At 63.4% G+C, this 14,111-nt stretch carries 14 protein-coding genes; 8 read left to right on the top strand and 6 right to left on the bottom strand.

Annotated features, from left to right (window positions below; all coding sequences use genetic code 11):
- The first annotated feature begins 203 nt into the window (after positions 1–203).
- The 8 genes from U5A52_RS25535 (at position 204) to U5A52_RS25500 (ending at position 8,991) form a co-directional block, all read left to right on the top strand.
- Positions 204–1,172 carry an ABC transporter substrate-binding protein gene (locus U5A52_RS25535; RefSeq protein ID WP_415765808.1) on the top strand — a complete coding sequence of 323 codons (969 nt, stop codon included), beginning with the start codon at positions 204–206 and terminating at the stop codon, positions 1,170–1,172.
- 92 nt (positions 1,173–1,264) lie between these two features.
- On the top strand, positions 1,265–2,782 hold the full coding sequence (locus tag U5A52_RS25530; protein WP_321936677.1) for a sugar ABC transporter ATP-binding protein: 1,518 nt from the start codon (positions 1,265–1,267) through the stop codon (positions 2,780–2,782).
- On the top strand, positions 2,779–3,816 hold the full coding sequence (locus U5A52_RS25525; RefSeq protein ID WP_321914049.1) for an ABC transporter permease: 1,038 nt from the start codon (positions 2,779–2,781) through the stop codon (positions 3,814–3,816). Before U5A52_RS25530 ends, U5A52_RS25525 begins: the two co-directional genes overlap by 4 nt.
- Positions 3,817–3,849: 33 nt before the next feature.
- Positions 3,850–4,995 carry a galactofuranose ABC transporter, permease protein YjfF gene (yjfF, locus tag U5A52_RS25520; RefSeq protein WP_321914050.1) on the top strand — a complete coding sequence of 382 codons (1,146 nt, stop codon included), beginning with the start codon at positions 3,850–3,852 and terminating at the stop codon, positions 4,993–4,995.
- A gap of 256 nt (positions 4,996–5,251) precedes the next feature.
- Positions 5,252–6,355 carry a sugar ABC transporter substrate-binding protein gene (locus U5A52_RS25515; RefSeq protein WP_158763405.1) on the top strand — a complete coding sequence of 368 codons (1,104 nt, stop codon included), beginning with the start codon at positions 5,252–5,254 and terminating at the stop codon, positions 6,353–6,355.
- A 27-nt stretch (positions 6,356–6,382) separates the two neighbouring features.
- Positions 6,383–7,393, top strand: a complete 1,011-nt coding sequence (locus U5A52_RS25510; protein WP_321914051.1) for an ABC transporter permease — start codon at positions 6,383–6,385, stop codon at positions 7,391–7,393.
- Complete coding sequence (locus tag U5A52_RS25505) at positions 7,393–8,211, top strand: ATP-binding cassette domain-containing protein (protein ID WP_415765805.1); 819 nt, start codon at positions 7,393–7,395, stop codon at positions 8,209–8,211. The genes U5A52_RS25510 and U5A52_RS25505 overlap by 1 nt, the downstream gene beginning before the upstream one ends.
- 54 nt (positions 8,212–8,265) lie before the next feature.
- The gene (locus U5A52_RS25500) at positions 8,266–8,991 is read left to right on the top strand and encodes a FadR/GntR family transcriptional regulator (RefSeq protein ID WP_321936676.1); all 726 of its coding nucleotides are present in this window, start codon (positions 8,266–8,268) and stop codon (positions 8,989–8,991) included.
- An 8-nt stretch (positions 8,992–8,999) separates the two neighbouring features.
- Here the strand turns inward: U5A52_RS25500 and U5A52_RS25495 are convergent, their stop codons facing one another.
- The 6 genes from U5A52_RS25495 to araH all read right to left on the bottom strand — a co-directional run bounded on the left by U5A52_RS25495 (position 9,000) and on the right by araH (position 14,049).
- Positions 9,000–9,899, bottom strand: a complete 900-nt coding sequence (locus U5A52_RS25495; RefSeq protein WP_321936675.1) for a hypothetical protein — start codon at positions 9,897–9,899, stop codon at positions 9,000–9,002.
- 28 nt (positions 9,900–9,927) lie between these two features.
- Positions 9,928–11,508, bottom strand: a complete 1,581-nt coding sequence (locus U5A52_RS25490; RefSeq protein ID WP_321936674.1) for a hypothetical protein — start codon at positions 11,506–11,508, stop codon at positions 9,928–9,930.
- Positions 11,509–11,579: 71 nt separating this feature from the next.
- Positions 11,580–12,149 (bottom strand): glycoside hydrolase domain-containing protein, encoded by a 570-nt coding sequence (locus U5A52_RS25485; protein ID WP_321936673.1) that lies wholly within the window; start codon positions 12,147–12,149, stop codon positions 11,580–11,582.
- A gap of 457 nt (positions 12,150–12,606) precedes the next feature.
- Positions 12,607–12,735 (bottom strand): hypothetical protein, encoded by a 129-nt coding sequence (locus U5A52_RS25480; RefSeq protein ID WP_321914057.1) that lies wholly within the window; start codon positions 12,733–12,735, stop codon positions 12,607–12,609.
- Between the two features lie 57 nt (positions 12,736–12,792).
- On the bottom strand, positions 12,793–12,987 hold the full coding sequence (locus U5A52_RS25475) for a hypothetical protein (RefSeq protein ID WP_321936672.1): 195 nt from the start codon (positions 12,985–12,987) through the stop codon (positions 12,793–12,795).
- A gap of 51 nt (positions 12,988–13,038) precedes the next feature.
- On the bottom strand, positions 13,039–14,049 hold the full coding sequence (gene araH, locus U5A52_RS25470; RefSeq protein ID WP_321936671.1) for an L-arabinose ABC transporter permease AraH: 1,011 nt from the start codon (positions 14,047–14,049) through the stop codon (positions 13,039–13,041).
- Positions 14,050–14,111: the final 62 nt, after the last annotated feature.

Genomic DNA, 14,111 nt, shown 5'->3' with positions numbered 1-14,111 from the left:
AAACGCTAATCGAAACCGTTCCTGACGTTGCATATAGTTTGTCTATTGTGGTCAGCAGGGGCGGCCAACGGTATATCGAAAGGATATAACCGGAGGCCAGGGATGGCGCGATACTTCTCGTGATACTGTCCGGCCGTGATGGACGCGGGTGTAGCGCCATGAATTAAAGAAATACAACGCACAGAGCTACATCGGAGACACGCATGAAACTGGCAACACGCATGGTAGGCGGGCTGGTCGCTGCGGCGGCCGCTTTCTCGTTGGCGGCGGGTGTTGCACACGCCGAAGACAAGCAGATCACGCTAGGTTTTGCGCAGGTCGGCGCGGAAAGCGCCTGGCGCACGGCAAACACGGTGTCGGTCAAACAGGCCGCCAAAGACGCCGGCATCAACCTCAAGTTCTCGGACGCCCAGCAAAAGCAGGAAAACCAGATCAAGGCGATTCGCTCGTATATCGCCCAGAAGGTGGACGTGATCGCGTTCTCGCCCGTGGTCGAATCGGGCTGGGAGCCGGTGCTGCAGGAAGCCAAGCGCGCCAAGATTCCCGTGATTCTCACGGACCGCAACATCGACGTGAAAGACCAGTCGCTCTACGTGACGATGATCGGCTCGGACTTCATGGAAGAAGGCCGCCGCGCGGGCAAGTGGCTTGAAGAGCACTACAAGGACAACCCCGGCCCGATCAATATCGTCGAGCTGCAGGGCACGGTGGGTTCCGCACCGGCCAACGACCGTCACTCGGGCCTCATGGAAGTGATCAAGAACGATCCGAAGTTCAAGATCATCGCGTCGCAAAGCGGCGACTTCACGCTGGCTGGCGGCAAGCAGGTCATGGAAGCGTTCGCGAAGACCTATGGAAACAAGATCAACGTGGTCTACGCACATAACGACGACATGGCGCTCGGCGCGATCCAGGCCATGGAAGAAGCCGGCATGAAGCCGGGCAAGGACATCAGCGTCGTGTCGTTCGACGCCACCAAGGGCGGCTTCGAGGCGATGATCGCCGGCAAGATGAATGTTGACGTCGAGTGCAGCCCGTTGCTCGGGCCGCAACTCATGAGCGCCGTGAAAGACGTGGTGGCGGGCAAGCAGTTGCCCAAGCGCATCGTGACGAACGAAACGGTGTTCCCGATGGACGTGGCGGCGCAGGTGCTGCCGACGCGCAAGTACTAAACTCGGTGCAAGCGGCGCGGCGTGCTTCGTAGCCCTTAGTATTTAAGGGATTCACGAGGCGCCGCGCGCTCTGGCCTCTTTCACGGTTGCCCATGAGCGTTTCCCCGATACTCGAAACCGTCGGTCTTACCCGAACCTTCCCCGGCGTGCGCGCGCTCGACCGGGTCGATTTTCGTCTGTACCCCGGCGAAATCCATACGCTGATGGGGCAGAACGGCGCCGGCAAGTCCACGCTCATCAACGTGCTGACCGGCGTGCACCAGCCCGAGGCTGGCGAGATACGCCTCGCGGGCCAGACGGTGCACTTCCCGACACCGCAGATGGCGGAGGCCGCCGGCATCCAGACGCTCTACCAGGAAGTCAATCTCTGCCCCAACCTCTCGGTTGCCGAGAACATTTTCGCGGGCCGCCAGCCGCGCAAGCGCGGCCTGATCGACTGGAAAACGATTCATCGCCGCGCTGAACAAGCGCTCGCGGAACTGAATCTCTCGCTCGACGTCACGCAGTCGCTCGACACCTACCCTATCGCCATGCAGCAGATGGTGGCGATTGCGCGCGCCGTGTCCGTCGACGCGCGCATTCTGATTCTCGACGAACCGACTTCGAGCCTCGACGAAGGCGAAGTCGCTCGCCTCTTCGACGTGTTGCGCAAGCTGAAAGCGTCGGGCATTGCAATTCTGTTCGTCACGCACTTTCTGGAGCAAACCTACGCCATTTCCGATCGCATCACGGTGATGCGCAACGGCGAGCGCGAAGGCGACTATCTCGCGGCCGATCTGCCGGTGCAAACGCTAGTCGCGAAGATGGTGGGCCTGCAGAACGCAGGCGAGCGGCTCACGCACGCCGAAGCCGCGCACAACGAAAGCGCTGCAACGAATGCCGAACCGTATCTCGCGGCGCAAGGCGTGGCGCGCCGCGGCGTGCTCAATCCGCTCGATCTCGAAGTGCAGCCGGGCCAGATTCTGGGCCTGGCGGGCCTGCTCGGCTCGGGCCGCACCGAAACCGCGCGCCTGCTTTTCGGCGCGGATAAAGCCGATGCTGGCACGGTGCACATCAACGGCAAGCCCGTGAAGCTTTCCTCGCCGCGCGACGCCGTGCGTCACGGCATGGCCTATTGCCCCGAGGACCGCAAGAAGGAAGGCATCGTCGCCGATCTGTCGATTCGCGAGAACATCGTGCTCGCGCTGCAGGCGCAACTGGGCTGGTGGCGCATGATCCGGCGCTCGCGCCAGCGCGAACTGGCCAACGAATATATCGAGCAACTCGGCATCAAGGCGCGCGACGCCGAGCAGCCCATCGGCCTGCTTTCCGGCGGCAATCAGCAAAAGGTGCTGCTCGCGCGCTGGCTCGCGACCCGGCCGCGTTTGTTGATACTCGACGAACCCACGCGCGGCATCGACGTCGCCGCCAAGTTCGAAATCATGGACCGCGTGCGCGCGCTTTGCGCGAAAGGCCTCGGCATCCTGTTCATTTCGTCGGAGATCAGCGAAGTGGTGCGCGTGAGCGATCGCATTGCCGTGCTGCGCGACCGCCGCAAGGTGGCCGAGCTTTCGGGCGCGGCGCGCTCGGAGCACGAAGTCTACGACCTCATTGCCGGAGACCGTCGATGACGCGCCCCGCCCTTCCCGCCTGGCTCTCGCTCGTCCTCCGGCATCCGCTGGTGTGGCCCGCGGTCACGCTCATCGCCCTTTTCGTCGTCGATGTCGCGCATCGCGGCAACTTCCTCTCGATCACGATGCTGGGCGGCCACCTGTTCGGCGCGCCCATCGACATTCTCATGCGCGCCGCGCCGCTCGTCGTGGTGTCGCTCGGCATGACGCTCGTGATCGCCACGCGCGGTATCGACATTTCCGTGGGCGCCGTCGTGGCGATTGCGGGTGCGGCGGCCGCCACCGTGCTCTCCGCCGATCCTTCGCGTGTGGGCATGGCGTTCGGTGCGGCGCTCGCCGTGGGTCTGCTCGCCGGCATCTGGAACGGGCTGCTCGTCGCGTTCGTCGGCATGCAGCCGATCATCGCCACGCTCATTCTCATGGTGGCGGGGCGCGGCGTGGCGCAGTTGCTCACGGGCGGCCAGATCATCCCGATCGGCGCGCCGGGCTATCTGTTCGCGGGCGGCGGCTATTTCGCGCTCATTCCGTGCGCCGTGTGGATCGCGCTCGCCGTGACCGTGCTCACCGCGCTCATCGTCAACCGCACGGCGCTTGGGCTCTTCATCCGCTCGATCGGCGTGAATCCGGTGGCTGCGCGTCTGGCGGGGCTGTCGTCGCAAGCCGTGGTGTTCGGCGCGTACGCGTTTTGCGGCGTGACCGCAGCGATTGCGGGCATTCTCATCAGTTCGAACGTGCGCAGCGCGGACGGCAACAACGCGGGCCTGCTGCTCGAACTCGACGCCATTCTCGCGGTGACGCTGGGCGGCACGTCGCTGCTGGGCGGGCGCTTCAGTCTTGCGGGCACGGTGCTCGGCGCGCTCATCATCCAGACGCTCACCTACACCACCTATTCGATCGGCGTGCCGCCCGAGGCCACGCTCGTCGTGAAGGCCGTGGTCGTGCTGCTCGTGTGCCTGATCCAGTCGCCCGCCGCGCGCACCTTCGCGTTCCAACAACTCAAGCGTATTGCTCTCGCACGCCGCGCGCGCGCCTGAGCACGAAGCGCACCCATACGGGGGAAGCCGAGCATGAACCGCCCTGCCCTGTCATTCTCGAACACGCTCGCAGCGTGCCGGCGCGGCGCGACCCGCTTCGTCGATCCGCGCGTGCTGCCCATCGTTGTGACCGTCGTGCTCTTTGCCGTGCTGTTCGGCTTCGGCTCGGTCATGTACACCGGGTTCTTCTCGCTGCAGGTGGCGTTCGGCCTGCTGGTCGATAACGCGTTCCTGCTGATCGTCGCCATCGGCATGACGTTCGTGATCATCTCCGGCGGCATCGATCTTTCGGTGGGCGCGGTGGTCGCGCTCACCACGATTCTCTGCGCCGTGGGCACCGAAAAGCTGCACTGGCCCGTGCTCGTGGTCGTGCCGCTTGTGCTGCTCTGCGGCGCGCTCTACGGCGCGGCAATGGGCGCGCTGATCCACTTCTTCCGGCTGCAGCCTTTCATCATCACGCTTGCGGGCATGTTCCTCGCGCGCGGCACGTGCTTTCTCATCACCACCGAATCCATCCAGATCAACGACCCCGGCTTTCACGCGCTCTCAGAATTCAACATACCCGTAGGCAGCGGCTCGCTCACCACGGGGTCGCTCACGGCCATCGCCATGCTCGTTGCGGGCATCGTCATCGCGCACTTCACGCGCTTTGGGCGCAACGTCTACGCGATCGGCGGCAACGAGCGCTCCGCGCTGCTCATGGGCCTGCCGGTCGCGCGCACCAAGATCGGCGTGTACGCGCTCTCGGGCTTTTGCTCGGCGCTCGGCGGCGTGGTGTTCACGCTCTATGTGCTCTCGGGTTACGGGCTGCAGGCGCAAGGCATGGAACTCGACGCCATTGCGGCAACGGTGATTGGCGGCACGCTGCTCACGGGCGGCGTGGGCTATGTGATCGGCTCGGTGTTCGGCGTGGGCATCCTCGGCACGATCCAGACGCTCATTACCTTCGACGGCACGCTCAGTTCGTGGTGGACGCGCATTGTGATCGGCGCGCTGCTCTGCGCGTTCTGCCTCATGCAGCGCGCGACCGAGCGCCATGCCGCGCGCCGCAAGTCCACCGGCACGGGACGCGGCGCGCCGCGCACTGCCGGTCCGCGCACGCAAACCGCCACGCCGATGGACCAGGCCAAGCTCGCCAGCCCGCCGCCACACATGCAGGAAGCGAAGGGCGGCGCGTAAGGCGCTTGTCATCGTCGCTGCGGCCTTATGGATTAGTTACGGGTATACATGGATTAGGAGGCCTCATCACGCTGCACTAAGATTTTTGCGGTACCGTCGGCGCCCGGCGAACCCGCGTTCGCTACGGATGTCTCGCGCGTGATGACTCGATTCAATGAGCGCCATGCGCACGCGAACCCCGGTACTGGCCAGTATCTGCACGCTTTTCGACGAAAAGTCGACTACATCGACCACGAAGACAAGACCGGAGGAAGACATGGCGCAGGATCGGGATGACGCAAAAGACGGCAAGAGCTTGATCGACACGGGCCGGCGCGGCCTGATGCAGGGTGCGGGACTGGGCGCGGCGCTTTCGCTGCTCGGCGCCGTGGGCGGCGGCGGATTGATTTCCACGGCGCAGGCGGCCGAATCGGGGTTCCCTTCGCACAAGAAGTGGAAGATCGTGTTCGTCAATCACGTCACCACGAATCCGTTCTTCGTGCCGACGCAATACGGCATTCAGGACGCCTGCTCGCTGCTCAACATGGATTATCAGTGGACAGGCTCCGCCACGTCCGACGCAGGCGAAATGGTGCGCGCCGTGAATTCGGCCATTGCGGCCAAAGCCGACGCGATCGCGGTGCCGATCGTCGACCCCACCGCCTTCGACAAGCCCATTCAGGCGGCGCTCGACGCGGGCATCCCGGTCTTCGCCTATAACGCCGATGCGCCGCGCGGCAAGAAGAATCCGCGCCTCGCCTATATCGGCCAGGACCTGTATCTCTCGGGCTACCAGATGGGCGAGCGCATCGTGAGCCTCATCGACAGCGGCATGGTTGCGCTCTTCATCGCCACGCCCGGCCAGCTCAACATCCAGCCGCGCCTGGACGGTGCGAGCGACGCCATCAAGAAGTCCGGCAAGAAGATCGACATCCAGACCGTGGCCACGGGCGCGACCGTCAACGAAGAGCTTTCGAAGATCAAGTCGTTCTATCTCGGCCACCAGGACGTGAAGGGCATGTTCGCCGTGGACGCGGGCAGCACCCAGGGCGTGGCACAGGTGATGAAGGAATCGAACCTGCCCGCGAAGGGTGTGCATGGCGGCGGCTTCGACCTGCTGCCCACGACGGTCCAGCTCATTCACGAAGGCTTCCTCGACTTCACGATCGACCAGCAACCGTACGTGCAGGGCTTCTATACGGTCATGCAGGCGTTCGTGACGCTCGCATCGGGCGGCCTGGTCGGCCCGGCCGATACGAACACGGGCCTGAAGTTCGTGACGAAGGACACCGTCGAGCCGTACCTGAATACCTCGACGCGTTACGAAGGCAAGACCACCAAGCCGCAAATCGTGCCGATGAGCGGCGGGATCAAGTCGTAACGACCCACGGGCAATGAACGACGCGTAATGAACTCTGTGAACGAAACCGGCAAGGCAGAAGTCTCCGCGCGGGCTGCCCGCCCGCGCGGGCAATGGCTCTCCGCGTGGGCGCCCGAGCTGCGCATTTTGCTCGTAGCGATGATCCTCGCGGCGTACTTCGAATTTTCCAACCGCGATTTTCTGCTCACCAACGCGAGTCTCGTCAACCTCTCGCAGTTCATCGCGCCGGTGGCGATCATCGCGTTCGGCGAAATCATGCTGATGATCGGCGGCGACATCGATCTCTCGGCAGGCATGGTGTTCGCCTTCGCGCCGTTCATGATGGTGTTCGCCAACGACGCCGGCGCGCCCATGTGGCTCGCTGTCATCGCGGGGCTCGTGGCCGCGGCGATCATCGGCTTCGTCAATGGCGCCGTGACCGTGTGGCTGCGGCTGCCCTCGTTCGTCACCACGCTCGGCACGCTCTTTCTCATCAACGGCATCACGCTCACGGTCTCGCGCGGCACGCCGGTGCAGACGCCGGGCTCGCCCGAGTTCGCGGCCTTCATGGGTGCGTGGGGCTATAGCGAGATCCTCTGGACGGTGGCGATCGCGTTCGCCATGCACGTGCTGTTGCGGCACACGCGCTGGGGCCTGCATACGCAGGCGGCGGGCGCGAATCCGCTCGGCGCGAGCGAAGCCGGTATTCATGTGAACCGTCTGCGCCTTGGCAACTTCATCATTGCCGCCGTGCTCGCGGGCTTCACCGGCATTCTGGAAGGCTTTCGCATCACCTCGATCGACCCGCAGGCCGGCGGCAACCAGATCATGTTCCTCGCCGTGGCCTCGGCCGTGATCGGCGGCACGCCGCTCACGGGCGGCTCGGGCACGATCGTGGGCGGCCTGATCGGCGCGGCGGTGCTCGGCATTCTCAACGACGGCTTTACCCTCATCGGCATCAACGCATTCACGTTCAACATCATTCTTGGCGCCGCCATTCTCGCGGCCATGATCTTCAACATCCACGTTGGGCGCCTGCGCCGCAAAGGGAGCCGATGATGGACGAATCGCAAGCCTCCCCGGCCGGTATGAGCGGGGCAAGCGCCACAGCCGACGCCCCGCTCGCCGTGCGCGGCGACAACATCGTGAAGCGCTTCGGCGCGGTCACGGCGCTCGACGGCGTCTCGCTCACGCTCGGCCGCGGCGAAATCCTCGGCATTCTCGGCGACAACGGCGCGGGCAAGTCCACGCTCGTGAAAATCCTCACGGGCTTTCACCAGCAGACAAGCGGCACGCTGCAGATCGACGGCGCCGAAACGCTGCTGCGCTCGGTGGATCATGCGCGCTCGCTCGGCATCGAATGCGTTTATCAGGACCTCGCGCTCGCCAATTCGCTGAGCATTTATCACAACATGTTCCTGAACCGCGAGATCGTGCGGCGCGGCCCCTTCAGACTGCTCGACCACAAGCAGATGCGTGCGCGTGCGGCGCAACTGCTCGACGACATCGGCGTGCACGTGCCTTCTGTGGATCTGCCTGTGGAGCGGCTTTCGGGCGGCCAGCGCCAGGCCATCGCGGTGGCGCGCGCCGTCCATTCGAACGCCAAAATCCTCCTGCTCGATGAGCCGCTCGCCGCGATGGGCGCACGGGAAGCGGGTCTGATCATCGATCTCATCATGCGTTTGAAGGAAAAAGGCGGCCTATCGATTATCATGATCATGCACAACTATGCGCAGACGCTCGATATAGCGGATCGCATCATGTTGATGCAGCGAGGCCGCGTGACATACGAACAGCACAGCGCCAATACATCGGTGGCTGAACTGATGGACATCGTGCGGCGGGAATATCGGGCCATGCGCGCCACCAGCGCGTAAAGGGCTCTACAAACAGGGGGACGCTCCGATCGGGTAGCCCCCGGCCGGACAATCATGGATTACCGCAATCTAGAGAAACGCAAGAGCATGCACGCGCGCATCGTGCAGGAGCTCGGCATGCAGATCGTGGGTGGCACGCTCGCCCCCGGGCAGCGCCTGCCCGCAGAACCCACGCTGTGTGAAACCTATGGCGTGAGCCGCCCTGTGCTGCGCGAGGCCACGCGCGTGCTGGTCGCCAAAGGGCTCGTGGTATCGAAGCCGCGCGTGGGCAGTGTGGTGCGGCCGCGCGAAGAATGGCACATGCTCGACCCCGACGTGCTGTACTGGACCGTCAACAGCATTCCCGAAGGCGAGTTCTTCCGCTCGCTCATGACCGTGCGGCAGATCATCGAGCCCGCCGCCGCGGCGCTTGCCGCGATTTCCGCCACCGACGAAGACCGCGTGCGCATCTCCGCTGCGTACGCGCGCATGGAAAAGGCGCAAACCGCCGCCGACCTGCTCGAGCCCGACCTGGAATTCCACCGCGCGATCATGGCCGCCACGCATAACAACATGCTGGCGTATATCGGCAACATGCTCTCGCTCGCGCTTTCCGAGTCGATCAAACTCACGAGCCGCCATCCCAACACGCATGCGCTTTCGTTGCCGCGCCACAAGGCAATTCTCACGGCCATCGAGCATGGCGACGCGCTCGCGGCACGGCAAGCGAGCGTCGTGCAGCTCGACAACGCGCGCGCCGATGCCAAATCGATTCTGGGCGGAGCGGGACTGGAAACCTGATTCGAGGGCTACGCGAGGTTGATCTGCTTTTCGAACGCCATGCCGAGCTTCGCGTAGCCTTGCGGCGACGGGTGGATTTCGTTTTCCCAGTCGCCCGTCGGCCCGCGCGAACTTGCCGGCGCGGGGTTCAGCGTACCGATCAGATAGGCCGGGCGGAAGTTCGCGTTCGCCACACCTCTCGCCGCGAGCAAACCGTTCAGTGACGCCAGGAACTGCGCCCATTGCTGAATCAGATACGTGGTGAGCGGCAGCCAGTCCACGGCCGGAATCTGATAAGCGGTGTACGCGCGTGCGAGCCAGGGGCCGACACCGGGCCCGGCTTGCGCGTCGCGCGGCTGTGGGCAATCGTAGGTGTGCACGAAAATCGGCACGCCTGCGGACTGACTTTTCGGGTCGTCGCGCTTGGCCACGATCTGCGCAAAGTAGCCCACCAGCAGGTTGAAAAACGCGCTCAGCCCGGCGCTTCTCACGTAACGCTTCACATCCGTGCCCGCGGGCACGAGATTGGGCGCCTGAAGCACGCGTACTGCCGCTCTCACGGGATCGGTTTCGGTCGGCAACGTCAGAATTGCGTCGAACAGATCGTTGCCGCCCGCCGAGAGCAGAATGGCATCCCATTTGTACGAGAGCGTTCCGCCCGCCAGGTAGGTGACGAACTTGACCTCTCGGGTCCAATCCACCATTTGCGCGAGCGTCTTTCCTGGCGAAGCGAGCGAAAGCGCCGCCGCGCTGTTCGGCAAGCGCAGGCTGAAGAGGATGTTCGAAGTGGCCCAGGGCGGCAATTGTCCAATGGAGAACCAGGAGTCGCCTTGCGCGAGGAAGCGCCACGTCGATTCGGTGAGGACGTCGCCGCGCGAATTGTTCAGGTCGCCTGGCTGCAGGACGGCCAACGGGTAGTCAAAAGACATGGTCGTCTCCTTCGAATTTCACCGTGCGTTAGAGGGCGGGGTCGAGCGGCGTGATTTTCGCCAGCATGAGCGTGTACTCCTCGGCCGCGATCTGGCGGAATTTCATCTTCACAATGGCCTCGCGCTGCGCAGGGACGTCATTGGGAAAGAGGCGCGCGGCGGCGTTCGTGATGACGAGGTCCTTCTCGTCGGGCTGAGGCACGGCGCCAGGCGGCAAGGGGATGGCGGGCGATCCCTTGCCGTCCATTGCCTGCACGAGCAGATAGATCGGTACGACATCGCCCAAACCGATTGGCAGCAGTTTCGCGGCGTCGTCCCCTAAATGACGGCGCACGATCGCTTGCGAACCCAGGCGCAATGTGAAGCGAAACGGAAACCCCGTGCGAATGGAGAGTGTGACGGGATCCGCCGACGCCACCTGCTCGATCGATTCGATGCCTTCGACCTGCAGCGCTTGCGAAACGGACTTCGTCACGCCGCTCAGATTCAACAATTGATCGGGTTGATCCTTTTCCGCCTCAAAGGTCGTCACATTCTTTGCCGCTACGCGCCGCACCTGCTTCACAATCTCGCCTAGCGGCAAGGTGGCGATGACGAATGTCAGCAGCGTCGCCCCCGTGCCTGCGCTGTCAATCGCGCCCGCTATCAATGCGAACGGAATGGCGAGCAGAAGCCGCAGCGAATACCAGTAGATATCCGAAACGTTGAGCGCGCGGCGCCTCACCGCAAGAACGGAATCACTCGCGACAAAGAAAAAAGCGCCGCCGAACGCGGCCAGAATGCCCGGCACGGTCAATCCAAACAGGCAGGTGGCTGCGCTCGCGCTGCCGCACGGCGCGCACATATAAACCCAACCCACAATCGCGGACGCTGCATAGACCATTACGACGAGAATGCAATACGGCGGCACGAAAGGCCCGAGACCGTATTGCTGGTGGTAGATGTGCGAAAACAACTGGTCGCATAGCTGGAGGTTGTTATCGGCCTGGACGCGCCAATCCTTGCTGTCGCCTTGTGACGGCGCGGCGTTTGTGGTTGCCGAGGTCGAAGCTATCGTGCCCGGAAATGCACCATTGATCGCATCGATCAGCCACTTTGACCAGAAGCGCTGGAGATACGCAGAAAGCGCTGCGCACTTGAGGCTATTCTCAAACTCACGATAGCGCACATACCAGCCGAGCGTGAGAAAAGCGACGAACGGCGCCGACGCGAGCGCCGTGGTCAGGGCCGCAAGCAGAAAGGTCGGCAGCGGCCATACCTTGATCCTGAACCGGTGCGAACGTCCTTCCAGTTTCGGCGCACCTGCGGGCGGTGTCTGGGACGCGACCTTCGCGGGTTGCAGCGCAGGCGCGTTCTCGGCTTTCTGCCCTGCATTTTCGGCTTTCGATTTCGCTGCATCGCCGGCAACAGCACCCGTACTTGCAGACGTAGACGACATGCGCGCGCTCGGCAAGTTCACGGCGAACAACGCAATGGCATCGCCCGCAAGGTTCACGAAGATCACAACGAGCACCAGCAGCCACAGCCGCCCCCTCGCTAACCAGTGCGTTTCCGCGAACAGGCGCTGCGCCCACTCCCGGTTCGCCTCCTCTTTCGTTTTCGCGATCATGAGATTCTCTCCCATTACGCAGTCATACTAAATATCCACTTCAACAATTCATGCAACGCGAACGTTGTCGCTCAGCGGCACCACCATGTCGCCTGACCACCCAGGCTGTCTGCAAGCGCCAGATTTCTGTCGATGTTCAGCCCGCACAGCATGTCTGGCGCTGCGGTAATGCGCTGTGTCATCTGATAGCCGCGCTCGGGGAGCGTGGGTACCGTGCTGCCAGACTTCCAGTAATGCTGCGTCTGCAAATTCCAGAACAACTGATCGCCCGTCAAGCCGCAGTTGGCTCCCACGTAAATGCCGGGTTGATAACCGGCGCTCTTGACCGCTGCGAACCACGCGTTGCAATAGGCGATGACGTCGCCGGAACCCACGGCCTTGTTCACGCCTTCGAGATCGAGCCATACCGTCACATCCGGCGGCACGCCAACCGCTTGGGCATTGCCGGCCGCATTCGCTCCGTAGGTCGCGCCTAGCGTTGCGGAAGGCGACCAGCCCTCGGCGCTCACGTGCTGCACCACGCCGAGCGCAAGACCGGCGCCGAGCACCGCATTGGCCTCGCTGGAACTCAGGTCGACAGCCCCCTGCGTCTCCGAGCGCGAAAGATAGCGGATGCAGGCGCCGAAACCGGCTGCCTTCATACCTGAAGCCGCACTGGAAGACACAGGCGTCACACAATCGAAGGCATGCGTTCCGACCGGCAGGGATTGAGAAAAATCGCCATTCGCCACCATTTCGGCATCCTCTATAAAATGACGGCGCGACTTCATTGCCTGAATGGTCTGCCTGACGACAGAATCTGTGCACGAAGCGACTAGCCGAGCGGCGCGGAGCGCGGAATCCCAGTTGCGTAAGGCGGGACTGTTGGGGGATCTTGCAAGAAAAAACTACACCGCGAACGCGCGCCGAGAATGTACGCCAGCGAACAAAGGCGGCGCGCGCAGTTTGCGCTTTATGCGAATGGCATCAATGGCGGCGTTGCACCGCGATGCGTGGATCTGAAGCGCTACGCGCGCATCGTTCGTGCCGCTTCGGCACACTGAAGCGATGCTTGCAAACTTCGGATGACAAACAAGCTCGCTTGCGCCGGAAGACCGTTCACGCGCTTTCGCACAGGTTCGCGTAGTGCCGTGCATTCTCGCCTTGTACGCCGATGCGCACGAGGCCTTCAAGAAACGCCCGGGCACTCCAGTGTCTTCGGTAGCGCAGGCGATCGATGGTCGCCATGCGCGCTTGCGTCGGCACGATAACGTCCGTGAACAGGATGGCGTCGCCGAAAGCGTATCAGGACAGCGATTTGTCGAGCGCGCGAGCGGCGAGCGGCACGTTGATCGTATCGACCGCGCAAAGCGTCACGTCGTGCCATGCCAGCGGGTGGATGTAACTGCATCGGTCGGGGTTCCTGAAGCCGTGATTGACAGCGCTCCAGCATGCTAGCCACGCCGTTCGCTCCAGGAAACGCCCTGCCGACAGATCCATTTTTTTTGAAGCCTCACCCGCAACCAATGCGAATCAAAACCGCTGCCCGTCTCACACCGCGCGCTTGCTGCGGCGGAACTGGTCGAACAGCACCGCGAGCAGCAGAATGCCGCCGCGAATCAGATACTGATAGAACGTCGGCACGTTCATGAGGCTCATGGCATCCTGCACCGCGCCCATGATGAGCACGCCCACCAGCACGCCCGAAATCGTCGCCACGCCGCCCGTGAGCGACACGCCGCCCAGCACGCATGCCGAGATCACACCGAGTTCGAGGCCAACGGACGTCTTGGGGTCGCCAAGGCTCATGCGCGAAGCCAGCATCACGCCCGCAAAGCCCGTAATGAGCCCTTGCAGCACGAACACCGTGATCTTGATGCGCGTGACCGGCAGGCCGGCAAGGCGCGCCGCTTCGCTATTGCCGCCCACCGCGAGCACGTTCTTGCCGAACACGGTCTTCTTGAGCAGAAAGCCGAACACCACGAAGCCGATGATATTGCTCCAGATCGGAAACGAAATGCCGAGGAACGAGCCACCGCCCAGTTCGAAGAAGCGCTCTTCCGAGATCATCACGGCGTCGCCATTCGAGGTGAGAAACGCGAGGCCGCGCACCGCTTCCATCATCGCCAGCGTGGCGATCAGCGAGTTGATCTTGAAGCGCGCGATCAGCACGCCGTTCACGAGCCCCACCGCGCCGCCCGCGAGCACGCCCGCCGTTATGCCGAGCAATACGCTATGCGACTGCGTGATGACCGTCGAGGCCACCACGCCCGAGAACGCCACGATCGAGGCGACCGAAAGATCGACCTCGCCGAGCGCGAGCACGAACATCATCGTGACCGCAATCGAGCCGATCAGCGTGACGGAGAGCAGCAGGCCTTGAATGTTGCGGGTCGTGAGGAAGTCGGGGACCGTTGCGGATAGCACCGCAAACAGCACCACGAACACCACCACGATGCCCGATTTGTTGATCATGTCCCATGCACGCGCGCGCTGGGGGGTAATGGGCGCGGCGGCTTCGTTGACGGTAGGCGTGCCCTGTGGCTGCATGGCTTCACTCATTTCTGGTTCATCGTTTCGGATCGGTTGCGCTGCTTCGCTTCATTTCGCTGCGCGCGCAACCG

The organism is Paraburkholderia sp. J8-2, assembly GCF_905220195.1.
GTDB lineage: Bacteria > Pseudomonadota > Gammaproteobacteria > Burkholderiales > Burkholderiaceae > Paraburkholderia.
The sequence above is the reverse complement of the archived record's forward strand: the minus strand, read 5'-3'. Positions and strand labels throughout refer to the sequence as shown.

What these genes read in the sequence shown, in the direction of transcription:
- U5A52_RS25510 (WP_321914051.1), top strand. Translation starts at nt 6,383, where the DNA reads ATGAACTCTGTGAACGAAACCGGCAAGGCAGAAGTCTCCGCGCGGGCT.
- U5A52_RS25475 (WP_321936672.1), bottom strand. Translation starts at nt 12,987, where the DNA reads ATGGATCTGTCGGCAGGGCGTTTCCTGGAGCGAACGGCGTGGCTAGCA.
- U5A52_RS25490 (WP_321936674.1), bottom strand. Translation starts at nt 11,508, where the DNA reads ATGATCGCGAAAACGAAAGAGGAGGCGAACCGGGAGTGGGCGCAGCGC.
- U5A52_RS25525 (WP_321914049.1), top strand. Translation starts at nt 2,779, where the DNA reads ATGACGCGCCCCGCCCTTCCCGCCTGGCTCTCGCTCGTCCTCCGGCAT.
- U5A52_RS25495 (WP_321936675.1), bottom strand. Translation starts at nt 9,899, where the DNA reads ATGTCTTTTGACTACCCGTTGGCCGTCCTGCAGCCAGGCGACCTGAAC.
- U5A52_RS25530 (WP_321936677.1), top strand. Translation starts at nt 1,265, where the DNA reads ATGAGCGTTTCCCCGATACTCGAAACCGTCGGTCTTACCCGAACCTTC.
- U5A52_RS25505 (WP_415765805.1), top strand. Translation starts at nt 7,393, where the DNA reads ATGGACGAATCGCAAGCCTCCCCGGCCGGTATGAGCGGGGCAAGCGCC.
- araH (WP_321936671.1), bottom strand. Translation starts at nt 14,049, where the DNA reads ATGAGTGAAGCCATGCAGCCACAGGGCACGCCTACCGTCAACGAAGCC.
- U5A52_RS25515 (WP_158763405.1), top strand. Translation starts at nt 5,252, where the DNA reads ATGGCGCAGGATCGGGATGACGCAAAAGACGGCAAGAGCTTGATCGAC.
- U5A52_RS25485 (WP_321936673.1), bottom strand. Translation starts at nt 12,149, where the DNA reads ATGAAGGCAGCCGGTTTCGGCGCCTGCATCCGCTATCTTTCGCGCTCG.
- U5A52_RS25480 (WP_321914057.1), bottom strand. Translation starts at nt 12,735, where the DNA reads ATGGCGACCATCGATCGCCTGCGCTACCGAAGACACTGGAGTGCCCGG.
- yjfF (WP_321914050.1), top strand. Translation starts at nt 3,850, where the DNA reads ATGAACCGCCCTGCCCTGTCATTCTCGAACACGCTCGCAGCGTGCCGG.
- U5A52_RS25500 (WP_321936676.1), top strand. Translation starts at nt 8,266, where the DNA reads ATGGATTACCGCAATCTAGAGAAACGCAAGAGCATGCACGCGCGCATC.
- U5A52_RS25535 (WP_415765808.1), top strand. Translation starts at nt 204, where the DNA reads ATGAAACTGGCAACACGCATGGTAGGCGGGCTGGTCGCTGCGGCGGCC.